Source organism: Pantoea sp. YU22 (genome assembly GCF_003970755.1).
Lineage (GTDB): Bacteria > Pseudomonadota > Gammaproteobacteria > Enterobacterales > Enterobacteriaceae > Pantoea > Pantoea piersonii.
The window spans coordinates 63491-89143 of record NZ_RYDU01000004.1 but is presented as its reverse complement, the minus strand read 5'-3'; the positions used below and the strand labels follow the sequence as shown (position 1 = coordinate 89143).

The following is a 25653-nucleotide window of genomic DNA, read 5'->3' as shown; positions in this document are numbered from 1 at the left end:
TCCTTAGTCGAACTTCATCCGCACGGCTTTCAGGTTAATCACCGCCAGCGCGCCTACCAGCAGGAAGATCAGCGTCGCGATCGCCGCCGCCAGACCGAAATCCTGCCCGCCGCCGCCCTCAAAGGCGATGCGCCACGTATAGTTCACCAGCAGGTCGGTATAGCCCGCAGGCGTTGTGGTGCCAAGCCGGTCGGGGCCGCCGTTAGTCAGCAGTTGCACCAGCACAAAGTTGTTAAAGTTAAAGGCGAAGCTGGCGATCATCAGCGGCATAAGCGGCTTCAACAACAGCGGCAGCGTAATCAAAAAGAAATTCTGCAACGGTCCTGCGCCATCCATCGCCGATGCTTCGTACAGGTCGTCTGGAATCGCCTTCAGCAGCCCCATGCAGAGGATCATCATGTAGGGATAGCCCAGCCAGGTATTGACGATCACCAGCATGGCGCGCGCCAGCAGAGGGTCGCTGAACCAGGCGGGCTGGAAGCCGAACAGCGCGTTGAGCAGCACGTTAATCTCGCCGAAGCTCTGGTTAAACAGGCCCTTAAATATCAGTATCGAAATAAAGGCCGGTACGGCATAGGGCAGGATCAGCATCACGCGATAGATCGCTTTCCCCTTTAACGCTTCCCACTGCACCAGGCAGGCGAGCACCATGCCGACGGCGACGGTCAGCGCCACGGTCAGTAGCGAGAAGAGCAGCGTCCAGCCGAAAATCGCCAGGAAAGGCTTCTGGATCCCCTCATCGGTAAAGACGCGCACAAAGTTCTTCCAGCCCGCATTCACCGTAAAGCCCGGGCTAAGCTGCTCGCTGCCCCAGCTGCCGTCGGCGTTGACGCGCTGGAAGAAGCCGGTTTTATCATTCGCCTGATACAGCTCACCGCTTTGCTGATTTTTCAACTGCTGGTCAGCAGTAAGCAGATAGAGCGGGCGCGTGCCGGAGAACTGCCGCAGCGAACTCATTACCAGCTCGCGGCCGTCCGGCAGCCGGGCGCGGATCTGACTGAGCGCCTGGCGATTGCTGGTGATGACCTTCAGCGTCGCGCGCTGGCCCGCAGGCGGCGCGGCGCGGGTCATACTGAGCTGCTGATCGCCGCCAAAATCGAACGGCGGCGAAACGTAATTTTCACTCTCGCTGGCTAACAGCAGCTGCCAGCGGCTGCCCGCCGGATAGAGCGCGAAGTTCATTCCCGCGCCGTCCTGATACTGACGGCTCAGCAGCACCTGCTGCGCGCGCGCCTGGGTAAGCTGGTTGGTACTGCTGTAGTTGGTAAAAGCGATCGCCACAGTGCAGGCGAGGGGGAAGAGCACAAACAGCGCCATACCGGCGAGGCCGGGATAGACATAGCGCCAGGCATAGGCGCGCCGGTTAGCGTAAATCCAGATGCCCGCCGCGCTGACAATCAGCGTCACCAGCGCAAACAGATATTCGCCCTGCGCATACATCAGCACCAGAAGGTAGCCGACCAGCAGACAGCAGATCCCGACGAGAACGCGCTTCAGCAGCTGGCTGGCGCCTCCTGTTTTCGGTTTTCCTGACATGATTCGGTGTTCCTTAACAGCCAGTGGTAAGCCGGCGCAAGCCGGCTTCGAGGGGGCATTACTTATTCAGGCGCGCCTGCGCATCTTTCAGCGCGGCGTCTACGCTCTGGCGACCGCTCAGGGCGTTAAGCGTGGCGGTGCGCATCGCGTACCAGAACGCCGCCATCTGCGGAACATTTGGCATAATGTCGCCGCTGCGCGCGTTGTTCATGGTGGCGGCGATACGCTCATCTTTTTCCAGCGTCTGCTGGAACGACTTCAGCGTCACCGCGCCCAGCGGCTTATCTTTGTTCACCGCGTCCAGACCGGCGTCGGTCAGCAGGTAGTTTTCCAGGAACTCTTTCGCCAGCTCTTTATTCGGGCTGGCCGCGTTGATGCCTGCGCTGAGCACGCCAACAAAGGTTTTCGACGGCTTGCCGTTGAGGGTCGGCAGCAGCGTTACGCCATAGTTGATGCCGCTCTTGTCGATATTGCTCCAGGCCCAGGGGCCGTTGATGGTCATCGCGGTCTGCCCCTTATTGAAGGCGGCTTCAGCGATAGAGTAATCGGTGTCGGCGTTGAGGGTTTTGGCTTTGACCTGATCGACGAGGAACTGCATGCCCGCCTTCGCGCCAGCGTTATCTACGCCGGTGTCTTTAACGTCGTAGCCGCTGTCGGTCTTTTTAAAGGCATAAGCGCCGCCTGCGGCCAGCAGCGGCCAGGTGAAATAGGGTTCCTGCAGGTTGAACATAATGGCGCTTTTGCCTTTCGCGCGCAGCTGCTTGTCAACGGCCGCCATCTCTTCCCAGCTTTTCGGCGGAGTGGGCAGCAGGTCTTTGTTGTAGATCAGCGACAGCGACTCGACCGACACGGGATAGCCGATCAGCTTGCCGTTAAAGCGCACCGCATCCCAGGTGAAGGGAAAGAGCTTCTCCTGGAAGCTTTTATCCGGCGAAATCTCCGCCAGCAGGCCTGACTGAGCGTAGCCGCCAAAGCGGTCGTGCGCCCAGAAGATAATATCGGGGCCGTCGCCGGTGGCGGCTACCTGCGGATACTTCTCTTCCATCTTATCCGGATGCTCTACCGTCACTTTAATGCCGGTATCCTGCTCAAACTTTTTACCCACCTCGGCCAGCCCGTTATAGCCTTTGTCGCCGTTGATCCAGATAACCAGTTTCCCCTCTTCTATCTTCGCGATTGCCGAGGCCGAAAACAGCATGGCCGTAAGGGCGGAAAGGGCAAAAATACGTGCGCCGGTTTTCATTTTCATAACTCCATCCTGTTAGCGGAAACGGAAATCGTTTTCCCGCACATTGTGGCGATCCGCTGCGACTTCTCATCCTCCCGCGCTCTACGCCTGCTGACCCTAAGCCGTGATCGCCGTTGCAAAACGGCACCGTTATCACGGGCTGGCGCACACTCTCGTCGCCGCGACTCTGCGCGTTCGATCACAAAAAACAGCAGGTTGCCGCCTTCGCACCGTCCTGCGCGGCGATCTCCTCCTCCTCTCTCATCCCCCAGCTAAACCGCCCACGGCGGAGGATGTGCGGCGACTGAACCTTTCCCATAGTGGTCGCCGGAGTCTGCCTGCGGCGATGCGGGCAAGAGTGAGCAAGCGGAGAGGAAAGCAATGGCGAGCGTCGCGTTACGCAATGTCACCAAGGCCTGGGGCGATACCCTGGTCTCAAAGGACATCAATCTGGAAATCGGCGAAGGAGAGTTCGTGGTATTCGTCGGCCCTTCGGGCTGCGGTAAGTCCACGCTGCTGCGCATGATCGCCGGTCTGGAGACCATTACCAGCGGCGAGCTGCTGATCGGCGATCGGCGGATGAACGAGGTGCCGCCGGCTGAGCGCGGCATCGGCATGGTGTTTCAGTCCTATGCGCTCTATCCACACCTTTCCGTGGCGGAAAACATGTCCTTCGGCCTGAAACTGGCGGGTGTTAAGCGCGGCGAGATCCAGCAGCGCGTCAACCAGGTGGCGGAAGTGCTGCAGCTGGCGCATCTGCTGGATCGTCGTCCTAAAGCGCTTTCCGGCGGACAGCGTCAGCGCGTGGCGATCGGCCGCACGCTGGTCGCCGAGCCGCGCGTCTTTTTGCTGGACGAGCCGCTCTCCAACCTCGACGCCGCGCTGCGCGTGCAGATGCGCATTGAGATTTCACGTCTGCACAAGCGTCTGAAGCGCACCATGATTTACGTCACGCACGATCAGATCGAGGCGATGACGCTGGCGGACAAAATCGTGGTACTGGACGCCGGACGCATCGCGCAAATCGGCCGGCCGCTGGAGCTCTATCACTATCCTGCCAATCGCTTCGTCGCCGGTTTTATCGGCTCGCCGAGGATGAACTTCCTGCCCGTCAAGGTCACCGCCACCGCCATCGATCAGGTGCAGGTTCGCCTGCCCAACGATCAGCGCATCTGGCTGCCGGTCGAGAGCGCAGGCGTACAGGTCGGCAGCAATATGTCGTTAGGCATTCGTCCCGAACACCTGCTTTCCAGCGATATCGCCGACGTCACGCTCGAGGGCGAGGTACAGGTGGTCGAGCAGCTCGGAAACGAAACGCAAATTCATATCCAAATCCCCGCTATCCGTCAGAACCTGGTTTACCGCCAGGAGGACGTCGTGCTGGTAGAAGAGGGCGCCGTGATGGGCATTGGCCTGCCGCCGGAGCGCTGTCACCTGTTCCGCGAGGACGGGAGCGCCTGTCGCAGGCTGCATCAGGAGCCTGGTGTTTAGCCCTGCAAAACAATAAAAGCAATGACCTCAGGAGACAGAAAATGATAACTCTGCGCAAACTTCCCCTCGCTATCGCCATTGCGGCGGGCACGATCTCTGCCCCGTCGATGGCGGTCGATTTTACCGGCTACGCCCGTTCCGGCATCGGCTGGACCGGCAGCGGCGGCGAACAACAGTGCTTTCAGGCCACCGGCGCGCAAAGCAAATACCGTCTGGGCAACGAATGCGAAACCTATGCCGAGCTGAAACTGGGACAGGAAGTGTGGAAAGAGGGCGACAAGAGCTTCTACTTCGACACCAACGTCGCCTACTCAGTATCGCAACAGAATGACTGGGAAGCGACTTCACCCGCCTTCCGCGAGGCGAACGTCAAAGGCAAAAACCTGATCGACGCGCTGCCTGGCTCTACCATCTGGGCGGGTAAACGCTTCTATCAGCGCCACGACGTGCATATGATCGACTTCTACTACTGGGATATCTCTGGTCCCGGCGCCGGTCTGGAAGATGTGGATCTCGGTTTCGGCAAGCTCTCGTTCGCGGCGACGCGCTCCTCCGAAGCGGGCGGCTCCTACACCTTCTCCAGCGATCGCATCCGCGACTATGCCACCAGCACCGCTAATGACGTCTTCGACGTGCGCCTTGCCGGACTGGAAACCAACCCGAACGGCGTGCTGGAGCTGGGCGTCGATTATGGCCGCGCCAACGCGCGTGACGGCTACCGTATCGAAGACGGCGCGTCGAGAGATGGCTGGATGTTTACGGCGGAGCATACCCAGAGCATGCTCAAAGGCTACAACAAGTTCGTGTTGCAGTACGCCACCGATGCGCTGACGTCGCAGGGTAAAGGCGTGCCGCAGGGCACCAACATCAACAACAACGGCAGCATGTACCGCGTTCTCGATCACGGCGCGATTTCCCTCGCCGATCGCTGGGACCTGATGTATGTCGCGATGTACCAGAACGTCGATCTGGATAACAACCGCGGCACCGAGTGGTACACCGTCGGCGTGCGTCCTATGTACAAATGGACGCCCATCATGAGCACCCTGCTGGAAGTGGGCTACGACAACGTGAAGTCGCAGCAGGTCAGCGAACGCAACGGCCAGTACAAAATCACCCTGGCCCAGCAGTGGCAGGCGGGCGACAGCATCTGGTCGCGTCCGGCGCTGCGTCTGTTCGCCACCTACGCCAAATGGGATGAGAAGTGGGGCTACAGCAAAGACGCTTCGGGCGATTTGACGACGCTGGCTGCCGCGGATAGCACCGGCAACGGCCTGTTCACCAACAGCCGCGGCGACAACGATGAGTGGAGTTTCGGCGCGCAGATGGAAATCTGGTGGTAAGCCGCCTCGTCCTGTAAAGCAAGCAGAAGCCGTACGTTCAGCGTACGGCATTTTCTGGGCGGCAGCGGCCATTGCCAGGCCTGAGCGGCTGCCCGATAGCCTGTTGAGAACCTAAAATGAAAAAGAAAACGCTTACCGCGCTCTGTCTGAGCGCCGCGCTGCTGACGAGCTTCGCCTTGCCAGCGCATGCTGAGATCAATCTGGTGCCGCAGGATCTCTCTGCCGCACCCACTATTCCGACAGCGAGCCTGCAGCGCCTGAACTGGCAGCCCGTTGATTCTTCGCGTCCACAGATCACCACGCTGGCCACCAGCGGTACCCAGCTTGAGGCCAGCGGCATCACCGGGCCGGTCGCCGCCTACAGCCTGCCCGCCAGCCAGGGCGAAATGACGGTAACGCTGAGCAGCGAAGTGTCGCACAATCAGGTATTCGCCCCTAACGTGCTGGTGCTTGACGAGAATCTGCGTCCCGCCGCCTGGTTTCCGAGCCGCTTTTTTACCTATCAGCAGCCGGGCGTCATGAGCGCCGACCGTCTGGAAGGGGTGATGAAGCTGACGCCCGCGCCTGGTCAGCAGAAAATTTATCTGCTGGTCTTCACCACCGCGCAGGATCTCAACCAGACCACCACGCTGGTCGATCCGGCAAAAGCCTACGCCAGAGGCACCGGCCATGCGGTGCCCGATATTCCCGATCCCGTCGCGCGTCACGGCGTAGACGGCAAGATTAAGCTGAAAGTCTCTACCAGCTCCGCCTCCTCGATTCTGGTCGGCCCGCTGTTTGGCTCCGCCAGCCCGGCGCCGGTCACGATCGGCAGCGCTCAGCCGGTTACGCAGGCGACGGTCCGTACCGCGCCCGCGACGCCGTCGGCGCCGCTGGTGAGCGACACCGAAAGTTACTTTAATCAGAGCATTCGTCAGGCGGTGGATCAGGGCAATATCGACAAGGCGCTCAGGCTGCTGGACGAGGCGGAACGACTGGGTTCGACGTCGGCGCGTAAAACCTTTATCAGCAGTGTTAAAGGCAAGGGGTGAAGCTGCCCCGACAGTGCTGAGTTGCCCCACCTGGTGCGCTACGGCGCACCTTTTTTATGGAGAAAGTAGGTTACTGCACATCGCTATACATCGCTTCCGGACACACATATACTTGGCATATGCTTTAACGCGGAGGGTAACATCATGCGAACAGTATCTGTATTTAAAAATGGTAATAATCGGGCAATTCGTTTGCCTCGCGATCTCGATTTCGATGGCGTAAACGAGCTGGAGATTATTCGTGAAGGCGACACCTTGCTCCTGCGCCCTGTCAAGCCCAGCTGGCGCTCATTCCGCGAGCAAGAAAAAGCTGATCCAGACTTTATGACGGAACGCGAAGAAGTGGTCAGCGATGAAGGACGCTTTGAGTTGTGAGTAAAACCTATATGCTGGACACTAATATCTGCTCTTTTATTATGCGAGAGCAGCCGGAGGCGGTGCTAATGCGCCTTGAACAGGCAGTGCTAAGCCGTGACAGGATCGTAGTGTCAGCGATAACCTATGCCGAAATGCGTTTTGGTGCGATTGGCAAGAAAGCGTCGCCCCGCCATGCGCAGTTGGTTGAAGCTTTCTGTGCGCGACTTGACGCCATTCTGCCCTGGGATCGCAACGCGGTAGACGCGACCACGGAAATCAAAGCTGTCCTGACCGCTGCCGGCAACCCCATAGGTCCAAATGATACCGCCATCGCCGGGCATGCTATTGCGACCAGCGCTATTCTTGTTACCAATAACATAAAAGAATTTGAGCGCGTACCCGGACTTACTTTTGAAGACTGGTGCAAATGATCGCCCGACTGCGCCGCGAATATCGCTGGCGCAAGAACGTCAGCCCGCACGCGGCGGGCTAACGTTTAACCGCTACTTAACCTCTTTTCTGCCTCTGTTAACCTGCGCCAGCAGCGCATCGACAGCAGCGTCGCTGAACATCTCCTCCAGCGTTGCGCTGAGTTTGCGTCGCCAGTTGGGATAGGCATCGGTGGTGCCCGGCACGTTTACCGGTGTTGCCATATCCAGCCACTCTTCCGGCTGCAGGCCAAGCAGCGCGCTCTGCGTCCCCGCCAGATAACCCAGTATCGCCCGGCCGAGCATCCCGGTCATACGCGCACGGCCGCGCTGAAACCGCTGACGCGGCGGCAGCGCGCCGCTACGCAGCAGGGTTCTCAACAGCGCTTGTCTCGCCGCCTGTCTGTCGCGGTAAAGCCCGGCCAGAATGGTTTTATCGGGATAGAGGCCAAGCTCGCTTCCCAGATGAAGATCGTCGCTTCGCCACCAGCCGCGCAAAGTCGGCATATCGTGGGTAGTGGTGACCGCCATCGCCTGACGCGGCCACTGCGCTGGCGGGCGGAAAGCCTGCTTCGACGTCTGCTCGAAATAGAGCACCTTGTAGGAGTAAACGCCGGCGTCGCGCAACTTATCGACAATCGCCGCGGGCACAGTGCCTAAATCTTCGCCTATCACCATACAGCGGTGGCGCTGGCTCTCCAGCGCCAGGATCGCCAGCAGCGCGTCCACCGGGTAGTGAACATAGGCACCTTCAGCCGCGCTTTCGCCCTGCGGGATCCACCAGAGACGCAGCAGCGCCATCACATGGTCGATACGCAACGCGCCGCAGTCCTGCATACTGGCACGCAGCAGCGTAATCCAGGGCTCGAAGGCGCGCGCCGCCATCGCCTGCGGATCCATCGGCGGCAGCCCCCAGTTTTGCCCCAGCGGGCCAAGAATATCGGGCGGCGCGCCGACGCTCGCCTCAAGGCAGTAAAGCTCCCGCTCACGCCATGTCTCAGCGCCGTCGCGCGCCACCCCTACCGCCAGATCGCGATAGAGCCCAATCGACATCTGCTGCTGCTGACAAAGCTGCCAGCAGCCTGCGAACTGCTGCGCCGCCAGCCACTGTAGCCAGAGCCAGAAGCGCACCTCGTCGCTCTGTTCGATGCGAAACGCCAGCACGGCGGCGCTGTCAGGATGCTGAAAGGCTTCCGGCCAGCTTTGCCAGCCGTGGCAGTCGCTATCCTGCTCGCGCCGCTCGGCGTGCAGCGCATCGAACAGTCCCTGGCTGAGCAGGCTGTCGCCGCCCGCCTCGACGAAGGCATCAAACGCCGCCGTCTCCGCATCCTCTGGGTCACGACGCCGAAACTGCTGCCAGGCCAGCCGCAACCCTTCCAGCTTCAGGCGCGTCACGGCGCGGTAATCGACATATTCAGCGCTGCGCGCCGCCTGCAGCGCCTGCTGCGTCGCCTCAAGCCGCCACCATGTTTGCGCCGCGTCGCTCTGCTGAAAATCAGCCACCTGGTTGACGTCAATGTAGAGAATATTGAGCCAGCGGCGGGAAGAGGGGCTGTAAGGACTGGCGCTCTCCGGCTCGGCAGGGAAGAGGGCGTGCAGCGGGTTCAGCCCGACGAAGGCGCCGCCGCGTTTCGCCGTCTCACCGATCATCTGCCGCAGATCGCCAAAGTCGCCGATGCCCCAGTTATTCGCCGAACGCAGCGTATAAAGCTGAATGCAGCTGCCCCACAGCGATTCGCCCGCAAGCAGCGCGGCCGGCTCATAGCAGCGCGGCGGCGCGACGATAATGCAGCAGCGGTAGCGCTGCGCCTCATGCTCCAGCGTCAGCTGGTGGTAGCCATCCGGCAAAAGCGGCAGCGAAAGCGTCTCGCCGACCGCACAGCGGCCAGACCAGCATTCGCCCGCTTCGCTGGTCAGCTGCCAGTCGGCCGCAGCGAAAAGAACCGGCGTGAGCGCCAGCGGCTCCCCCTGGCGAAAGATAGCTGCAGGCGGCAGCGGCGACGCGCTGCCGCTCAACGGCTGCATCAGCCCCAGCAGCCGCTCGCGGGTAAAGGAAGATACCTGCTGCGGCCGCCCGTGGGCGTCAATATAATCAGGCGCAATCAGGCCATCCGCCGCAAGATCAAGGTGGTTTTTTGGTTTCATGGCGATCCTCAGCGCGCGGCCTGCCAGATGCGTTGCTGATAGTCGCGGATGGCGCGGTCGGCGCTGAACATGCCGCAGCGCGCGGTGTTCAGGATAGCGGCGCGCGTCCAGGCGTCCCGATCGGCCCACAGCGCTTCAACCTGCTGCTGGGCGTTGAGATAGTGACGGAAATCGGCCAGCACCAGATAAGGATCGCCGCCCTCCGGCCCTAGGCTGTGCGTCAGCGCGGCGAAGGCGGTCCGGTCGCCGTCGCTGAACGTGCCGTCCTCCAGCGCGGTCAGCGCCCGATCAAGCTGCGGATCCTTTTTACGCCATGTTGTCGGTGCGTAACCCGCCTGCTTCAGCGCGCTGACCTGCTCGACGGTATGACCGAAAATAAAGATATTCTCCTCGCCGACCTGCTGGGCAATCTCCACATTTGCGCCGTCCAGCGTGCCAATTGTCAGCGCGCCGTTGAGCGCCAGCTTCATATTGCCGGTGCCGGAAGCCTCTTTGCCCGCCGTAGAGATCTGTTCGGAGAGATCGGCGGCCGGGATAAGCCGCTCCGCTACAGAGACGTTGTAGTCGGGAATAAATACGATTTTAAGGCGATCGCCGACGCGCGGATCGGCGTTGACCACCGCGGCCACCTTATTGATGGCATAGATGATATTTTTCGCCAGCGCATAGCCCGGCGCAGCTTTGGCCCCGAACAGCATCACGCGCGGCGTCAGGTTCGCCTGCGGATCGCTGACCAGGGTTTGCCACAGGGCGATGATATGCAGCAGCATCAGATGCTGGCGCTTATATTCGTGCAAACGCTTAATCTGTACGTCGAACAGCGCGTCGGGCTGAACGCGGATACCGGTTTGTTCGGCGATCCAGCGCGTCAGAGCGGCCTTGTTCTCCTGTTTGATGGCACGATACTCCGCGCGAAACGCCGCATCCTCCGCCAGCGGTGCCAGATCGCTGAGCGCATCCAGATCGTTAAGCCAGGGGCGACGTAGGGTTTTGCCGATCAGAGCGGCCAGCGCCGGGTTGCACTGCTGGATCCAGCGGCGCGGCGTGATGCCGTTAGTGACGTTATGGAACTTCTCCGGCCACAGCGCGTGATACGCCGGAAAGAGGTCCTGCACCACCAGCTTCGAGTGCAGCGCCGCTACGCCATTGACCGCGAAGCCGCTGACCACGCAAAGGTTCGCCATGCGCAGCTGCTGATTATGCACTACCGCCAGCTTCGCCCAGATCGCTTCGTTGCCCGGCCAGCGCGCCTCCACCTCTTTTTTCAGCTGTGCGTTGATGGTGTTGATAATCATCATATGGCGCGGCAGCAGCGTGCGTACCAGACGCAGGTTCCAGCACTCCAGCGCTTCCGGCATCAGCGTATGGTTGGTGTAGGCGAAGGTGCGCTGCGTAATGCGCCACGCCTGCTCCCACGACAGCTGATGCTCGTCGAGCAGCAGGCGCAGCAGCTCAGGGATCGCCAGCGTCGGGTGGGTATCGTTAAGCTGGATCACCTCATAGTCGGGCAGCGACTCAATCGCGCGGCCCGCCTGATGATGGCGTCGCAGGATATCGGCCAGGGTACAGGCGCACTGGAAATATTGCTGCATCAGGCGCAGCTTTTTCCCCGCCAGATGGTTGTCGTTGGGGTAGAGCACCTTCGTCAGCTTCTCCGCATCGATACCCTGCTGTTCGGCACGCAGAAAATCGCCGTCGTTAAAGCGTTGCAGATTGAAAGGATGCGCATGTTTTGCCTGCCAGAGGCGCAGCGGCTGGATCACGCCGTTCTGGTAGCCGACAACGGGCAGATCCCAGGCTTCGCCCTGCAACAGAAAAGCGGGTTCCCAGCGCGGAAGGCCGTTCTCCGTCGTGACCTTGCCACCCAGGCCGACCTGCACCGTCAGCGCAGCGTTGTGACGAAACCAGGGGTAGCGGTCACGCCCCCAGTCGTCCGGCTGCTCATGCTGCGCGCCCTCGACAAAATGCTGACGAAACAGGCCGTACTGGTAGTTCAGGCCGTAGCCGATAGCAGGCTGCCCGGTGGTCGCCATGGCGTCGAGAAAACAGGCCGCCAGTCGACCCAGGCCGCCGTTGCCGAGCGCCGGATCGGTCTCGCGCTCCAGCACCCCGCTCAAGTCAACGCCGCAACCGGCGAGCGCGTCGCTGACCGGCTGATACCAGCCCAGGTTGAGCAGGTTATTTCCCGTCAGCCGCCCGGTCAGAAACTCCATGGAGAGATAGTTAACGTGGCGCTGCGGCCCGTTTGCCGCCTGCGCAGGCAGGTCAGCCATCAGCTCGGCCAGCGCGCCGCTGAGTGCGTGCCACCACTGTTGAGGAGCCATCTCCTGCGCGTCGCGCAGACCAAAGCGTTGCCACTGGCGCGTAAGCGCGGCGGTAAAACGGTCGGTGTCGAAGGGTTGCGGGTTCATGTGTTGTGCTTCCTGTCAGAACGAAAAGGGTATGCGTGCCAGTGTGCCTGCCGTGGTTCTGGCGCTCCTCCTCCCGCATCAAATTCAGCAGGGAGGATAACGAGGGCGGAGAAGCCAGGGTAAATCTGAAAGCGGCGCAGTAATGTGATTACACTCGCTTTTGTTAAGGCTGCCTTACAGGTTTGCTTGCATTCACTCATCGAATCGCTGAACGTGTATGAAGATTAATTACGAAGCGTAAAAAAATGATGCGCTAAACGTTAATGGAGAAGCGTGCGCCCATGTTAATACCCTCGAAACTCAGTCGACCCGTTCGCCTTGAAAGCACCGTCACCCGCGATCGCCTGCTGCAAAAGCTCACCGCAGCGGCCAACTATCGGCTGGTTTTGATCACCAGCCCGGCGGGTTACGGCAAAACCACGCTGGTATCCCAGTGGGCGGCGGATAAAAAGGAGCTGGGCTGGTATTCATTAGACGAGGGCGACAATCAGCCGGAGCGTTTTGCTGATTATCTTATCGCGGCGATGCAACAGGCGACGCAGGGGGGCTGCCGTCGCAGCGAAACGCTGGCGCAAAAGCGGCAGTACGTTAACCTCAACGCGCTGTTCGCCCAGCTGTTTATTGAGCTGACCGAATGGCGGCAGCCGCTCTGGCTGATTATTGATGACTATCATCACATCACTAATCCCGCGATCCATGAGGCGATGCGTTTTTTTCTGCGCCATCAGCCCGACAACCTTACGCTGGTGGTGCTGTCGCGCAATCTGCCGCAGCTCGGCATCGCCAATCTGCGCGTGCGCGAGCAGCTGCTTGAACTGGGCAGTCAGCAGCTGGCGTTTACCCATCACGAAGCGAAGCAGTTTTTTGACCGTCGGCTGAGCGCGCCGCTCGCCACTGAGGAGAGCGGACGCCTGTGCGACGATGTCGCGGGCTGGGCGACCGCGCTGCAGCTGATCGCGCTCTCTGCGCGTCAGGGCGGCGGCTCGGCGCAGGATTCCGCCCGACGGCTCTCCGGCATCAACGCCAGCCACCTTGCCGACTATCTGGTGGAAGAGGTGCTGGATAATGTCGACGACGCGACGCGTCATTTTCTGCTGAAGACCGCACTGCTGCGCTCCATGAATGATGCGCTCGTCGCCAGCGTGACGGGTGAAGCCAACGGGCGCATGCGGCTGGAGGAGATTGAGCGGCAGGGACTCTTCCTGCAGCGTATGGATGATTCAGGACAGTGGTTCAGCTATCACCCGCTGTTTGGCTCTTTTTTGCGCCAGCGCTGTCAGTGGGAGCTGGCAGCCGAGCTGCCTGCGGTGCATCGCGCGGCAGCCGAAAGCTGGGTGGCGCAGGGATTTCCCGGCGAGGCGATTGGTCATGCGCTCGCCTCCGGCGATGTCGATATGCTGCGCGACGTGCTGCTGGAGCACGCCTGGACGCTGTTTAATCAGAGCGAGCTGGCGCTGCTGGAGACCTCCCTTAAGGCGCTGCCCTGGACGATGCTGCTGGAAAATCCCAGGCTGGTGCTGCTGCAGGCCTGGCTGATGCAGAGCCAGCATCGCTTTTCTGAAGTCAACCTGCTGCTGGCGAAGTTCGAGCAGGCGTGCAACTGCGAGATCGACGCGGCGCTGCAGGGCGAATTCAACGCCGTGCGCGCACAGGTGGCGATCAACGACGGCAACACCGAGGAGGCGGAGCGGCTTGCCCAGCTGGCGCTGGAGACGCTGCCTGAAACCCGTCGCTACAGCCGCATCGTCGCTACATCGGTGCATGGCGAAGTGATGCACTGCAAAGGCGAGCTGAGTCGTTCGCTGGCGCTGATGCGTCAGACCGAACAGATGGCGCGGCGAGATGAAGCCTGGCACTACGTGCTCTGGAGTCTGATCCAGCAAAGCGAAATTCTTTTCGCGCAGGGATTCCTGCAGGCCGCCTGGGAGATTCAGGAGAAAGGGTTCGTGCTGGTGGGCGAGCAGCATCTGGCGCAGTTCCCGCTGCACGAGTTTTTGCTGCGCATCCGCGCCCAGCTGATGTGGGCGTGGGGCCGGCTGGACGAGGCGGAGCAGGCGGCGCGTGAAGGAATGAAAGTATTGAAAGGCTACCCGCCGCAGCAGCAGATCCAGTGTCTGGGGCTGCTGGTGCAGTGCTCGCTGGCGCGCGGCAATCTGGATAACGCGCGCAGCTATCTTAACCGTCTGGAAAATCTGCTGAACAACGGCAGCCTGCACAGCGACTGGATCGCTAACGCCGACAAGGTCAGAGTGATCTACTGGCAGATGACGGGCGATGCGCAGAGCGCCAGCCACTGGATGCGGCATACCGCCAAGCCCGCCTTTGCCAATAATCACTTCTTACAGGGACAGTGGCGCAACGTGGCGCGGGCGCAGATCCTGCAGGGAAATCTCACTCAGGCGGAAGTGGTGCTGGAAGAGCTCAACGAGAACGCACGCGCGCTGCGCCTGATGAGCGATATGAACCGCAACCTGCTGCTGCTCAATCAGATTTACTGGCAGACCGGGCGTAAAGCCGAAGCGCAGCGCACGTTAATCGAAGCCCTGAAGCTGGCGCGCAGCACCGGTTTTATCAGCCACTTTGTTATTGAAGGTGAGATCATGGCGCAGCAGCTGCGTCAGCTTATTCAGCTCAACACGCTGGAGGAGCTGGACAACCATCGCGCGCGCCGCATCCTCAATGAGATCAATAAATACCATCGCCATAAGTTTGCCCATTTCGATGAGGGCTTCGTCAGCCGCTTACTGAATCATCCTGACGTGCCGGAGCTGATCCGCACCAGTCCCCTTACGCAGCGCGAATGGCAGGTACTGGGCCTGATCTACTCCGGCTACAGCAACGATCAAATCGCCAGCGAGCTTGATGTCGCCGCTACCACCATTAAAACCCATATCCGTAACCTCTATCAGAAGCTGGGCGTGACCCAGCGCGCCGAAGCGATGCATCAGGCGCAGTCGATGTTGAAAATGATGGGTTACGTATAGCTGCGTCCCTGGCTTTAACTGTCGTCGCCTGAAACAAAGCTGCCGTTGAGTTGCCAGCTCTCCTGCTCATTCACGTTGGTCGCGTCGGCGGACATCCAGGCGGCGATCGTCACTTTAGCGCGCATAACCCTGCCTGTGGCGGGACGGCCGTCCTGCCAGAAGGTCAGCACGGCTCCCGGCGTAAAGGCCATTTCGTTCTCCTCTTTGCCCGCGTTGCCGATTTTCGCCTGACGATCGTCGATAAAGAGATCGTGCAGCAGCAGCGTCGCCCGGCCCGAGGCGCCAAAGCGGTAACTGCCGCTCTCTTTTGCTGGTCCGATAAACTGCAGCGTCAGCCGGGCAGGGCGATCGCAGGTCATGAGAATATCCAGATCGCGCGGTTCTCCGACGCGCAGCTCGCTGTCGGAGAAATGGTTGCCTGCGCGTGTCAGCAGTTCGCCGCGGGTAACCGGAGCATAAATAATCTGCGCGTCGCTGAGCTGGAGCTGGCACGCTGCGCTGGCGTCTGCAGTGGCAAGCACCCCAGCCGCCAGCGTCAGGGAAAGGAGTAGAGGTTGTTTCACGTTACACATCTCGCAGAAAGGGAGGCATAAAGGGCGCCTGGGCCCGCAGCCCATGGCGAAGTCAGCGTGATAACGCAACGTTTGCCGTCGGACAGCTGCACGTAAAGCCTGCCGTCAGGCAGATCGTCGAAAAAGATCGTGCCGTCTTCGTTAACAAATGCCAGCAGCAGCCCTTTTTCATCTTTTACGGCGCTGCCCGGCGCGGGCTTTTCATTGGCAGGAAAGCTCAGCAGCGTGCGACGCACGGTGAAAGCGGGAAGCGTCACAGGAACAACAGCGCCGCGGTAGGGCAAGACGTCAATAATGCCGCCGGGGACCTGAACATTTTTCGGCAGACTTTTCGGGTTGATGTGCACCGTATTCTTCTGCCAGGGCATCCATGATGAAATGGCATAGCCGCCGCGGTCGCTCCACACGGCGCCGGCGGGCGTCCGCATCTCGACGTCCGGCAGGGCATTGTTGAGTGAAATAACACTAAACGTATCGCCCACGCTGCGCGGCGTGAAGGTAAGCCCTTCGCTATGCAGCACCGCGCCGCCACGCGCGCCAGCATTAAAGCTGGTGCTGGTATCGCTGCGCGACGCGCCGCCGCTTAGCTGGGTATATTTACTTGTCCAGCTGGCCGAGCCAGCCAGAGAGGGGTCGTCGCGCTGATTCTTCTCGCTCGACAGGCTCCATGCGAATTTATCGTTCAGGCTTTGATCGTAGCCGATGCCACCCTGCGATCTCCCGTCATTGTTGCTAATCCAGCTGCGCAGACTTCGGTTTTCTCCCAGCGGCAGCGAAAAACTGAGATAGGCGTAACGATTATCATAATGACGCCGATCGCTTGTCAGCCGGTTTTTCTGTATGCCCAGGTTAACGTTGACCTTGCCAAAGGCCCGTCCCCATGCCTGCGTATACCCCAGCATATCGCCGCCTTGCCAGCTGCGGGCCTGACTGCCGGTAAACGAGAAAACGCCCAGCCACTCATGGCTGTAACTCACGCCTGCCGCATATTGCGATTTGATTTGCCCGGTTTCTGCAGCGGTTTTATGAGAGGACCAGGAGCTGCTGGTATCAACATAGTTACGGCTGCGGGTATTCATTGAGGCGGTCAGCGAGAGTCGCTGCGTCACGGGATAAATCAGCCCGGCCTGATGATTAAGTCCCTGCTTTCTTCCTTCGCTATCTGCGCCTTTATGCGCAAGGGACCAGGTCTGCGACAGGGTCGCCAGCAGGTATTCGGAAAGCCGTACAGAGGCGCGCCAGCCGCCCGCCTGATAGGCTTCGCTTACCAGCCCGCCAACGCCAACCGCCATCCTCGGATGCTGAAAAATGCCCGTTGACCCCAACAGCAACGGATATTTCTCTTGCGTCAAACGCAGCTGTCCCAGCGCCAGAGAGGTCCCCATATCAAGCAGGAGCGTTTCCGGCATCGCCTGGATAACGGGAAAGGTTTGCTGTTGTTGATTACCGCTCTCATCGCGAATGATGATAACAAAATCATCCTGATGATTAAGCGCAGGTATCCTGCTCAGTCTGTTCATACCGGCAGTGACGGTAAAGGTTTTTAGCAAAACGTTGCCTTGCCAGACTTCAGCGCTGCCTGCCTGGGGAATAAGCACGTTGAGACTGACAAGATTCATCCCGCCATTTTGGGTGGCGCGTTCCGGCACGATTTGTGCGCCGGTCAGCGTGATGCCTGAGAAGAGAGCGTCGCTGGAGATGATTTCACCGACCTGTATAACCGACGTCCAGGCAGGAACCGATCGCTGCCCGTAGCTGTAAAGGCGGGTGAAGGTGTTTTGATTATCAAGCGCCGAATAGCTCTGCCCGCTGCGAAGGATCCAGTGGCTGATATTCGCGCCGACTTCTGACGTCAGCGATTGAGAATGATGGTTTTCGCCGCTACGGCTCTGAAACTGATAGTGCCTGGCATCGTAATTAACGATAGCCGCCTTGCCGCCGGTCGCATACTGTACCTCCCGCAGCAGGCTGCTAACGGGGACCTGTAGCTGCAAACGGCTACGCCTGACCTCTTCTTTGATGTTTATTTTACTGCTCGCCAGCGGCTTCAGGCAGGCAGGTCTGTATCCATCAAAGCTGAGCGAATCGATGCCCAGCTTGCGCAGCAGCGCCTCGTTCCAGCAGGGCGAGCCAGCGCTGTCAAAAATGACCCGATGCACGCCTTTATTTTTCCCGTTGACGCTAATATTAACGGCGTTCTCGCCGGGAAAGAAATGTGCGCCAGCCTCAAACAACGCCGCTGCGCTGGGATCGTAACCAAGCGATGCGAGCATCTCCCTGTCATATTTTACCGTCGCCGCCGCGCTGGCTGAGGCTATCACCGAAGCTGTGAAGATCGCCATTCTTATCATGTCAGTCACAGCCTTAGCTCATAAGGCGCCGTCAGAATGCCGAACCGGGTAACGGGATGCAACCGGAGGCTTTGCGCGTGACTGACACCTTGGGGCAGCGCAAGCGTGATCGATTCGTGTGGCAAAATATAGGTTTTCGGCAATTCCACCCTGGTTTTGCCTGGCAGCAGATCGATCTGCGTCGTCAGCCGGACGATATAGGGCGTTGGATTGTTAATAAAGAGGGACGTGCCGGCACGCTGGACTGTTAGCCCTTGCCACGGCGTGGTATTCAGCGGCAGGCTCGCTGGAGAGAGAATAACGGGAATATTCTGGCCGATAGTCACGCGCGCACGGTTTTTCTTGCCGTCGTCAGTGGGCACAGGGGTGAAATTAATGCGCTGCATGGTTTGAGTGGTCAGCGTGATGCCCTCCTTTAAAACCACCCGTACCTGCTGCTTATCGCCGGCCTCAACCCGTGCAAGCTGCGGCGTGAGAATTAATTTGTTTTCGCGATCTTCCGGAATAGTTTGCAGGCTGCTGTGCAGTAAGGCTGGGCTGCTGTCTGTATTCTCTACAGTAATGGTCGCCTCACGATTTTCATCGTCAATAAATAACACCGGAACCTGAGGTTTCATACCCGCCGCAATAGCGCTGGAAGCGGATAAAAAGAGAAGAGCAATAATAAGGCTGTTTTTAAGTAACATAGGATTAGTATCATTTGAAAAAAATAAGCGAAGGCAATATGCCTTCGCAAAAAAGTAAAAATCAGATATAGACCACTGAGAATGTCACGTTGCCGTCAATATTGACCGCTTCGCCTCCTGGATAATGATCGCCGTGCTTCAGAACAATTGCAGGCGTAAGGGTATAACTGGCGCTGGTAGCCGCTGCCGGCGTACTGGAACTGGCGCTGCTCGCGAGGGAAAAATAACCGTCCTTCTCTAAAGAAAATCTCTTGCTTGATGAAACTGTTTTACTATTCCAGGTTCGTTTATCACTGCTTGTGAGCAGATTGCTGCTGGCGGTACCATTCAGATTCGCCTCACTCATGCTCAACTGCAGAAAGCCGACTTTTTTATCTGTGTTGTGGGTGCCAATGCCAAAAAGCGATGCATTAGCCACTGTGGTGCCCATGTTTACTCCCATATCGCTCAGAACTTCCGCTGTGGTCATTGCGCTGGCAGCACGGTTGTCAGTCGTCTGAACCGCGACGGCAGTGGCCCCACTGCAGGTCAGATTCAGGGTAAATGGAGCGCCCATTTTTGAATTAACAGGGTCCGTCAGGCTTGCAGCAGAGATAGTAGAAAAGTCAATGGATGCAGTGCTCAGCGAAATATCGCAGGATGTCGGTTCTATGGAACCTTTTACAGCCAGCGTGGCAGTGGTCGCAGCAAAACCTGCAAAACTCGCCGTTCCCAACGCTACAGAAATAACAGAGGATAAAATAATCTTGCGCATAGTATTCCTTTCTTTATTAAAGATTTCCGTACGAAAGGGTCATGAAAATAATATCGATTTAAAAACTTAATATTATGACCTCGCGTTAAACCTGAATATGCTGCGAAACATAAAAGGCTAAAAACATGTTTCGCAACGTTTTTATAACGATATGACGTTAATCGTTAAGGTAATTCAGGTTTCAAGGCATGATAACATTTGAAAACGCTCGGGATACCTAGTGCAGGCCATAATCCACTCCCGCATTAGAAAGGAAGTAATGATGAAGTTAATTAATTGTACCTTTCCTTATTAAAGGGACGTATAAAGGGAAAATAACGCCGCCAGGGCAACAGCTGATTAACAAGCAGATCCAGATGAGGATATATTTAGGGAACGGAACAGGCAGATTCAGAAATTTGCTGGTTTACACTATGCCAGCCTGCCATCTTATGCCCCCGGTTTGGCGCCTGCGCCGAATAATTAAAACCAGGCCGATGGGGCCTGGTTTTTTCACTAAAGCAGAAAAGAATAAAACGATCGCTGGTCGCTAGAGGCTTGTCCGCGTCGGATAAACCGTTTCTGTTAATACGCCGCGACGGTCGAAACGCCTCATGCCCAGCCACAGCAGCGCCGTAGCGAACCAGCCGATGATCCAGGAGACATCATTCCCGGCGAAGATCCAGGTCAGCGAGCCATGGTGCAGCGGGTTGTCGATAAACGGCAGCTGGATCAGGACGCCAATAAAGTAGGTCGCAATACCCGGCCAGTTCCAGCGGCCATACCGTCCGTCAGGCTGCGACAGCGCGGGGATATCAATATGGCCTTTGGTGATCAGGTAAAAATCGGTCAGGCTGATGGCGCTCCAGGGTACGAAAAACGCCAGCAGGAACAGCAGGAAATGGGTAAAGGACTTGAGGAAAGCGGGCTCGCTGACCAGCGCGATAACGCAGGCGATCGCCACCATCAGCACCACAAAGCTAATCCGTCCGCGCTGGCTCAGAGAGGTCTGGCGACTGAAGCCGGAAACAATCGTGGTCAGCGACATAAAGCTGCCGTAGGCATTCAGCGTGGTAAAGGTAATCTTGCCGAAGCAGATAGCGAAATAGATCACCATCGCCATAGTGGCGCTGCTGCCTAATCCAACGATATAGCCGACCTCATTGCCGGAAAACGCGCTGCCCGCGATGGCCGCGACGATAACGCCGAGCGTCATTGAGGCCTGCGTGCCCAGCACGGTGCCAAAAAACACGGAGCCGAACAAGCGCCTGGCGGACACATCTTCCGGCAGGTAGCGCGAATAGTCAGAGACGTAGGGACAAAATGCGATCTGCCATGAGGACGAGAGGGAGACGGCGAGTAAAAAGGTGGAGAAGGCGAAGTGGCGGTTCTGCCAGACCTGCGTCAGGTCGTGCGTCGACAGCAGCGTGATAAACAGATAGAGGAAAGCGAGCACGCCAATAACGCTCGCGACTTTACCCAGCTTATGGATCACCCGGTAGCCCAGTACCGCAATCACCACAATAATCAGGCTGAACAGGATCATACCGGCGGCATTATTGATGTGCAGCAGCTTCGCCATCGCCTGGCCGGCGAGCACCGTGCCGCTGGCGGAGAAGCCGATATACATAATGCACACCAGCACCAGCGGGATCACCGCGCCGAACACGCCAAACTGGATACGGCTGGTGATCATCTGCGGCAGGCCCAGACGCGGCCCCTGTACGGCGTGCAGCGCCATTACCGCCGCGCCGATAATCTGGCCGACAAGCAGGCCGATCAGCGACCAGATCACATCGCCGCCCAGTACCACGGCGAGCGCGCCGGTCACAATAGCCGTAATTTGTAGGTTGCCGCCAAACCATAGCGTGAACTGACTGAACGGATGTCCGTGGCGTTCGCGGTGGGGAATAAAATCAATCGATCGGGTTTCAGAAAGCCGCTTGCTCTCGCTGTCCGAACGCTCTGTTGCAGGAAGTTCCGCTGACATAGTTTCCTCGCTAAGCTGGGTTGTTAGTTATTATCTGCCCTTTGTTAACCGTTGTGATGCAAGATGTATATACATGTACGGATGTTGTCATGCGGCTGTAAAACTTACAAGGCGGCGGGTCATTGGAAATTGTGATGGCGCTGGCAAGCCTGACATCAGGAACAGGAGAAAAGAAAGCGGGAATATGCTACATAAGCGCACTCTGCCGTCGTGATAAACGGGGCAGGTTGAGAAGAACGGGCTAACCTGCATGAAGCGCAGGATTTACCCGCAAGATTATTGTATAGTCCGCGCTTTTTGGAGGTTTCCCTTGCTTAACTCATCCACACGCCTGAACAAATACATCAGCGAAAGCGGTATCTGTTCACGCCGCGACGCCGATCGCTATATCGAACAGGGCAACGTGTTTATCAACGGCAAACGTGCCGCTGTCGGCGCGCAGGTCTTTCCGGGTGACAGCGTCAAGGTAAACGGCCAACTGATCGAGCCGCGCAGCGAAGAGAATCTGGTGCTGATTGCGCTGAACAAGCCGGTCGGCATTATCACAACGATGGAAGAGGGAGAGCGCGACAATATCCGCGACTTCGTCAATCACAGCGAACGCATCTTCCCCATTGGCCGCCTGGACAAAGATTCCCAGGGGCTGATCTTCCTGACTAACAACGGCGATCTGGTCAACAAGATCCTGCGTGCGGGCAATAACCATGAGAAAGAGTATGTGGTGACCGTGGATAAGCCGATCACCGACGAGTTTATCGTCGGCATGGGCGCAGGCGTGCCGATGCTCGGCACCGTGACTAAAAAATGCAAGGTGGTCAAAGAGTCCGCTTTCGTGTTTCGCATTACGCTGGTGCAGGGCCTGAACCGCCAGATTCGCCGCATGTGCAAGCACTTCGGCTTTGAGGTGACGAAGCTGGAGCGTACGCGCATTATGAACGTTAACCTCAAAGGTATCCCGCTGGGCGAATGGCGCGATCTTACCGACGACGAACTGGCTGAGCTGTTTAAGCTGGTCGAAAACTCCTCCTCCGAGGATAAACCCGCGAAGAAAAAAACGCCGGCCAAAAGCAGCGCGGTGAAAAAGCCGGTAATCAGCAGCGCGCCGAAGAGAAGCGAAAAGAGCGATGAGCGCGCAGGCAACCGCAAACGCTTTACCCAGCCAGGACGCAAAAAGAAAGGACGTTAAAGCCTTCTCCACAAGGGCGTCAGCGCCTCAAGGAGCGGTTCGGGCGACACCGGCGCGCCGCCCGACCGCCAGGCGTGCTGGAACTCCGCAATCTCAATGCCTGAAAAGGGACTCTCTGCGAGCGCGTCACAGCAGGCGGAGAGATCCGCCAGCGTCAGGCCGCCTTCTGAGCGGTAGTCCGTCGGGACGATACCCGGTTCCAGCACGTCGCAGTCCAGATGCAGATAAACCGGCCGACCAGCCACCGCTTTTCGCAGGCGTTCCGCAACATCGGGTCCGGGTGCAATCAGCGGGACGTTATGCTGTGCGATCAGATTCTCTTCAAAGGGGTCCAGATCGCGCTGGCCGACCAGCACCAGCTGATCGAGACGCAGCCCGCTTCCCAGCCCGGAAAGCCACAGCCCGGCGGGCCCCGAGAGCGCCAGGCCGCCCAGAAAACCGGAGGTGGACGATTCAGGCGTATTGAGATCGCCATGAGCGTCAAACCACAGCACACAGGCGTCAGGATGATATTTCGCCAGCGCGGGCAGGGTCGCCAGCGAGACGGCGCAGCGGCTGGTGGCGGCCACGGAGATCGCCCCGGCGCTGAAAATCTGTTCAAAGCGGGCGCGCATCGCCTGCAAATCGGGCAGCGCTGCCGTCAGCGCTTCACGCCAGTCCGCTTTGGTCGCCGCCGCGGGGAAGCCGATAACCACCGGCGTAGCGCCGCTGCGTTGCGCCAGTTGTTCGCCGAGAGCTTTTGCGCCCGGTATCGCCAGATCGTTGTGGTCGCCAGCGACGCCCTGAAAAATCGTACAGGCCACTTTTCTTTTCATCACCTATATCCTTGATTAAAAAGACGTTTAACGCTTTACCGCGATACGTGATAGAGTAGACGCAAAAAAATCACCATTACCTCTAGACGACCGGTCTAATAAAGGCTATCTTTATCCCATGAACACAGTCGCTCACAAACACAGAGAAGACATCCGCGAACATATTCTTGCGACAGGCCAACGCATTATGGCCAGCAAAGGATACTCGGCTGTCGGTCTCAACGAGATCCTGACCGAAGCAGGCGTGCCGAAAGGCTCTTTCTATCACTACTTTGGTTCGAAAGACGCTTTTGGCGTCGCCATGCTGGAAAGCTATTTTGAAGAGTATCTCGCCAGTATGGATAAGACGCTGGGCCAGCCTAACTGCACGATGCAGCAAAGGCTTATGCATTACTGGCAACAGTGGCAGGATACGCAATCTTTTCAGGACTGCCAGGGTAAATGTCTGGCCGTCAAGCTGGGCGCTGAAGTCGCCGATCTCTCTGAGGCGATGCGGCAGACCCTGCAAAAGGGAACAGCCGGGATCGTAGCACGTCTGACTGACGCCATTGAGGCGGGTGTAGCGGAAGGTTCGCTCCATATCGAACAGAAGCCAGACGTTGTGGCGGAAAGTCTTTATCAGCTCTGGCTGGGTGCCAGCGTGATGGTCAAGATTGTTCGCAACAAGCAGCCCTTTGAGTCAGCCATGGTGCTGACGCAGCAAAGTCTTAACGCTGCCTCCTGAGGAGGCAGCACAACAGGTCGGAGACGGCTTTTTTTATCAGCAGAATCTAGACGACTGGTCTACTATTTAAATGTCACATTCACAACGCGGAGAACGGATATGAAAGTACTTATGGTTTTGACCTCACACGATCGGCTGGGCGATACCGGACGTAAAACCGGCTTCTGGCTGGAAGAGCTGGCCGCGCCTTACTACGCCTTCAAAGATGCTGGCGCCGATATTACCCTGGCCTCGCCGAAAGGCGGCAACCCGCCGCTGGATCCAAAAAGCAATGAGCCCGATTTCCAGACAGAGCTGACGCATCGCTTTGAAGCGGACGCGGAAGCCAACGCGCAGCTGGCGTCGACGGTGCGCCTGGATAGCGTTTCCGCCGCTGATTTCGACACGGTGTTCTATCCGGGCGGTCATGGCCCGTTATGGGACCTGGCGGAAGACAGTCATTCAATCGCCCTGATTGAACGCTTTATCGAAGCAGGCAAACCCGTTGCGCTGGTCTGTCATGCGCCAGGCGTACTGCGCCATGTGAAAACCTCAGCGGGCCGTCCGCTGGTCGAGGGCAAAAAAGTCACTGGCTTCGCCAACAGCGAAGAGGAGGGCGTTGGCCTGACGAACATCGTGCCTTTCCTGGTGGAAGACGAGCTGATCGCCAAAGGGGGCCTCTACTCTAAAGGCGAAGACTGGGGGTCGTATGTCGTTCAGGATGGCCTGCTGATCACCGGCCAGAACCCGGGCTCTTCGGCGGCAGCGGCGGCGCAGCTGCTGAAAACGTTAGCTAAATAATCGCTTAGCCTGCGGCGGCGCGCCGCCGCAGAATCGGCTAATTCACTGTCCCGGCTGAGCGAAAGCGTGCGACGGCCGTTTCCAGACCTGATGAGAGAAGAGAATAATGAAAAAATCTTTTGCTGCGCTGGCGTTCAGCCTGGCGGTCTCTGCTTATGCGCAAAGCGCGCTGGCCGAGCCGGTTAAAAATGTAGTACTGGTGCATGGCGCCTTCGCCGACGGTTCCGGCTGGGATCCGGTGGCGCGTATTCTGGATAAAGATGGCTATAAGGTCGCTATCGTGCAGGAGCCGCAAACCTCGCTGGCCGACGACGTCGCCGCAACCCGACGCGTGCTGGCTCAGCAGAGTGGCAAAACATTGCTGGTCGGACACAGCTACGGCGGCATGATCATCAGCGATGCGGGAAACAGCCCATCGGTGGCCGGTCTGGTATACGTCGCGGCGTTTCAGCCTGACAAGGGCGAAAGTCTGCTCAGCCTGGCGGGCAAGTACCCGCCCGCGGGCAAGGCGATCGCTGAAACGCCGGATCACTTTCTCTTTATCAAACCTGAGAAATTCCGCGCCGATTTCGCCGCGGATCTCCCTGCCGAACAGGCCGCAATGATGGCGCGCGCCCAGGTGATGCCTGCGGTTGCCGCGTTTAATAGTGCTGCCGGGCAGCCCGCCTGGCGCGTCAAGCCGAGCTGGGCCATCGTCGCCACTCAGGATCGCTCCATCAATCCTGAACTGGAGCGCTTTATGGCGACGCGCGCCCACAGTGAGACATCTGAGGTTGAGGGCAGCCATGCGATTTACGCCTCGCAGCCGGCGAAAATCGCCGCGGTTATCGAACGCGCAGCGCAGCGGCTGTCAAAGTAACGT

Annotated in this window: 20 protein-coding genes; 10 read left to right on the top strand and 10 right to left on the bottom strand. The window is 58.6% G+C overall.

The window, feature by feature from the left end; translation table 11 throughout:
• Positions 1-3: 3 nt before the first annotated feature.
• On the bottom strand, positions 4-1536 hold the full coding sequence (gene malF, locus EKL29_RS08515; protein WP_126689376.1) for a maltose ABC transporter permease MalF: 1533 nt from the start codon (positions 1534-1536) through the stop codon (positions 4-6).
• A gap of 58 nt (positions 1537-1594) precedes the next feature.
• The gene (malE, locus tag EKL29_RS08510; protein WP_147402116.1) at positions 1595-2785 is read right to left on the bottom strand and encodes a maltose/maltodextrin ABC transporter substrate-binding protein MalE; all 1191 of its coding nucleotides are present in this window, start codon (positions 2783-2785) and stop codon (positions 1595-1597) included.
• A 360-nt stretch (positions 2786-3145) separates the two neighbouring features.
• Between malE and malK the strand changes: the two genes are divergently transcribed.
• From malK to EKL29_RS08485, 5 genes are all read left to right on the top strand, one after another.
• Positions 3146-4255 (top strand): maltose/maltodextrin ABC transporter ATP-binding protein MalK, encoded by a 1110-nt coding sequence (gene malK, locus EKL29_RS08505; RefSeq protein ID WP_120456610.1) that lies wholly within the window; start codon positions 3146-3148, stop codon positions 4253-4255.
• 41 nt (positions 4256-4296) lie between these two features.
• Positions 4297-5598 (top strand): maltoporin, encoded by a 1302-nt coding sequence (locus EKL29_RS08500; RefSeq protein ID WP_120456612.1) that lies wholly within the window; start codon positions 4297-4299, stop codon positions 5596-5598.
• A gap of 116 nt (positions 5599-5714) precedes the next feature.
• Positions 5715-6629, top strand: coding sequence for a maltose operon protein MalM (malM, locus tag EKL29_RS08495; RefSeq protein ID WP_126689375.1), 915 nt, complete (start codon positions 5715-5717; stop codon positions 6627-6629).
• 144 nt (positions 6630-6773) lie between these two features.
• Positions 6774-7004 (top strand): type II toxin-antitoxin system VapB family antitoxin, encoded by a 231-nt coding sequence (gene vapB, locus EKL29_RS08490; RefSeq protein WP_120456616.1) that lies wholly within the window; start codon positions 6774-6776, stop codon positions 7002-7004.
• Positions 7001-7417 (top strand): type II toxin-antitoxin system VapC family toxin, encoded by a 417-nt coding sequence (locus tag EKL29_RS08485; RefSeq protein WP_126689374.1) that lies wholly within the window; start codon positions 7001-7003, stop codon positions 7415-7417. Before vapB ends, EKL29_RS08485 begins: the two co-directional genes overlap by 4 nt.
• Positions 7418-7489: 72 nt before the next feature.
• Here EKL29_RS08485 and malQ read toward each other — a convergent pair whose 3' ends face one another.
• Together malQ and malP are read right to left on the bottom strand one after the other, a co-directional pair.
• Positions 7490-9559 carry a 4-alpha-glucanotransferase gene (gene malQ / locus EKL29_RS08480; RefSeq protein ID WP_126689373.1) on the bottom strand — a complete coding sequence of 690 codons (2070 nt, stop codon included), beginning with the start codon at positions 9557-9559 and terminating at the stop codon, positions 7490-7492.
• 8 nt (positions 9560-9567) lie between these two features.
• Entirely contained in the window at positions 9568-11970 is a 2403-nt protein-coding gene (gene malP / locus EKL29_RS08475; RefSeq protein ID WP_126689372.1) for a maltodextrin phosphorylase, read from the bottom strand.
• A gap of 281 nt (positions 11971-12251) precedes the next feature.
• On the opposite strand from malP, the gene malT reads away from it, so the two are divergent.
• Positions 12252-14954 carry an HTH-type transcriptional regulator MalT gene (gene malT, locus EKL29_RS08470; protein ID WP_126689371.1) on the top strand — a complete coding sequence of 901 codons (2703 nt, stop codon included), beginning with the start codon at positions 12252-12254 and terminating at the stop codon, positions 14952-14954.
• A gap of 14 nt (positions 14955-14968) precedes the next feature.
• Here malT and EKL29_RS08465 read toward each other — a convergent pair whose 3' ends face one another.
• The 5 genes from EKL29_RS08465 to EKL29_RS08445 all read right to left on the bottom strand — a co-directional run bounded on the left by EKL29_RS08465 (position 14969) and on the right by EKL29_RS08445 (position 21286).
• On the bottom strand, positions 14969-15517 hold the full coding sequence (locus EKL29_RS08465; protein ID WP_126689370.1) for a hypothetical protein: 549 nt from the start codon (positions 15515-15517) through the stop codon (positions 14969-14971).
• The gene (locus EKL29_RS08460) at positions 15514-17868 is read right to left on the bottom strand and encodes a fimbria/pilus outer membrane usher protein (RefSeq protein ID WP_158618928.1); all 2355 of its coding nucleotides are present in this window, start codon (positions 17866-17868) and stop codon (positions 15514-15516) included. The genes EKL29_RS08465 and EKL29_RS08460 overlap by 4 nt, the downstream gene beginning before the upstream one ends.
• 14 nt (positions 17869-17882) lie before the next feature.
• Complete coding sequence (locus EKL29_RS08455; RefSeq protein ID WP_126689368.1) at positions 17883-18563, bottom strand: fimbria/pilus chaperone family protein; 681 nt, start codon at positions 18561-18563, stop codon at positions 17883-17885.
• Positions 18564-18624: 61 nt separating this feature from the next.
• On the bottom strand, positions 18625-19317 hold the full coding sequence (locus EKL29_RS08450) for a DUF1120 domain-containing protein (protein ID WP_126689367.1): 693 nt from the start codon (positions 19315-19317) through the stop codon (positions 18625-18627).
• 529 nt (positions 19318-19846) lie between these two features.
• Positions 19847-21286 carry a cytosine permease gene (locus EKL29_RS08445; RefSeq protein WP_120456631.1) on the bottom strand — a complete coding sequence of 480 codons (1440 nt, stop codon included), beginning with the start codon at positions 21284-21286 and terminating at the stop codon, positions 19847-19849.
• Positions 21287-21536: 250 nt separating this feature from the next.
• Between EKL29_RS08445 and rluF the strand changes: the two genes are divergently transcribed.
• Entirely contained in the window at positions 21537-22472 is a 936-nt protein-coding gene (rluF, locus tag EKL29_RS08440; RefSeq protein ID WP_126689366.1) for a 23S rRNA pseudouridine(2604) synthase RluF, read from the top strand.
• Here the strand turns inward: rluF and EKL29_RS08435 are convergent.
• Complete coding sequence (locus tag EKL29_RS08435) at positions 22469-23287, bottom strand: arginase family protein (protein WP_126689365.1); 819 nt, start codon at positions 23285-23287, stop codon at positions 22469-22471. The genes rluF and EKL29_RS08435 overlap by 4 nt on opposite strands.
• A 118-nt stretch (positions 23288-23405) precedes the next feature.
• On the opposite strand from EKL29_RS08435, the gene EKL29_RS08430 reads away from it, so the two are divergent.
• The 3 genes from EKL29_RS08430 to EKL29_RS08420 all read left to right on the top strand — a co-directional run bounded on the left by EKL29_RS08430 (position 23406) and on the right by EKL29_RS08420 (position 25650).
• On the top strand, positions 23406-24011 hold the full coding sequence (locus EKL29_RS08430; protein ID WP_120456636.1) for a TetR/AcrR family transcriptional regulator: 606 nt from the start codon (positions 23406-23408) through the stop codon (positions 24009-24011).
• A gap of 99 nt (positions 24012-24110) precedes the next feature.
• Positions 24111-24791 carry a type 1 glutamine amidotransferase domain-containing protein gene (locus EKL29_RS08425; RefSeq protein ID WP_126689364.1) on the top strand — a complete coding sequence of 227 codons (681 nt, stop codon included), beginning with the start codon at positions 24111-24113 and terminating at the stop codon, positions 24789-24791.
• A gap of 103 nt (positions 24792-24894) precedes the next feature.
• On the top strand, positions 24895-25650 hold the full coding sequence (locus EKL29_RS08420) for an alpha/beta hydrolase (protein ID WP_126689363.1): 756 nt from the start codon (positions 24895-24897) through the stop codon (positions 25648-25650).
• Positions 25651-25653: the final 3 nt, after the last annotated feature.

Bases quoted from the DNA above. Each gene is read 5' to 3' on its own strand.
- vapB (WP_120456616.1), top strand. From the start codon at position 6,774: ATGCGAACAGTATCTGTATTTAAAAATGGTAATAATCGGGCAATTCGT.
- malP (WP_126689372.1), bottom strand. From the start codon at position 11,970: ATGAACCCGCAACCCTTCGACACCGACCGTTTTACCGCCGCGCTTACG.
- malK (WP_120456610.1), top strand. From the start codon at position 3,146: ATGGCGAGCGTCGCGTTACGCAATGTCACCAAGGCCTGGGGCGATACC.
- EKL29_RS08500 (WP_120456612.1), top strand. From the start codon at position 4,297: ATGATAACTCTGCGCAAACTTCCCCTCGCTATCGCCATTGCGGCGGGC.
- malQ (WP_126689373.1), bottom strand. From the start codon at position 9,559: ATGAAACCAAAAAACCACCTTGATCTTGCGGCGGATGGCCTGATTGCG.
- EKL29_RS08460 (WP_158618928.1), bottom strand. From the start codon at position 17,868: ATGGCGATCTTCACAGCTTCGGTGATAGCCTCAGCCAGCGCGGCGGCG.
- EKL29_RS08435 (WP_126689365.1), bottom strand. From the start codon at position 23,287: ATGAAAAGAAAAGTGGCCTGTACGATTTTTCAGGGCGTCGCTGGCGAC.
- malF (WP_126689376.1), bottom strand. From the start codon at position 1,536: ATGTCAGGAAAACCGAAAACAGGAGGCGCCAGCCAGCTGCTGAAGCGC.
- malT (WP_126689371.1), top strand. From the start codon at position 12,252: ATGTTAATACCCTCGAAACTCAGTCGACCCGTTCGCCTTGAAAGCACC.
- EKL29_RS08445 (WP_120456631.1), bottom strand. From the start codon at position 21,286: ATGTCAGCGGAACTTCCTGCAACAGAGCGTTCGGACAGCGAGAGCAAG.
- EKL29_RS08425 (WP_126689364.1), top strand. From the start codon at position 24,111: ATGAAAGTACTTATGGTTTTGACCTCACACGATCGGCTGGGCGATACC.
- rluF (WP_126689366.1), top strand. From the start codon at position 21,537: ATGAAGCGCAGGATTTACCCGCAAGATTATTGTATAGTCCGCGCTTTT.
- EKL29_RS08430 (WP_120456636.1), top strand. From the start codon at position 23,406: ATGAACACAGTCGCTCACAAACACAGAGAAGACATCCGCGAACATATT.
- malE (WP_147402116.1), bottom strand. From the start codon at position 2,785: ATGAAAATGAAAACCGGCGCACGTATTTTTGCCCTTTCCGCCCTTACG.
- EKL29_RS08450 (WP_126689367.1), bottom strand. From the start codon at position 19,317: ATGCGCAAGATTATTTTATCCTCTGTTATTTCTGTAGCGTTGGGAACG.
- EKL29_RS08455 (WP_126689368.1), bottom strand. From the start codon at position 18,563: ATGTTACTTAAAAACAGCCTTATTATTGCTCTTCTCTTTTTATCCGCT.
- malM (WP_126689375.1), top strand. From the start codon at position 5,715: ATGAAAAAGAAAACGCTTACCGCGCTCTGTCTGAGCGCCGCGCTGCTG.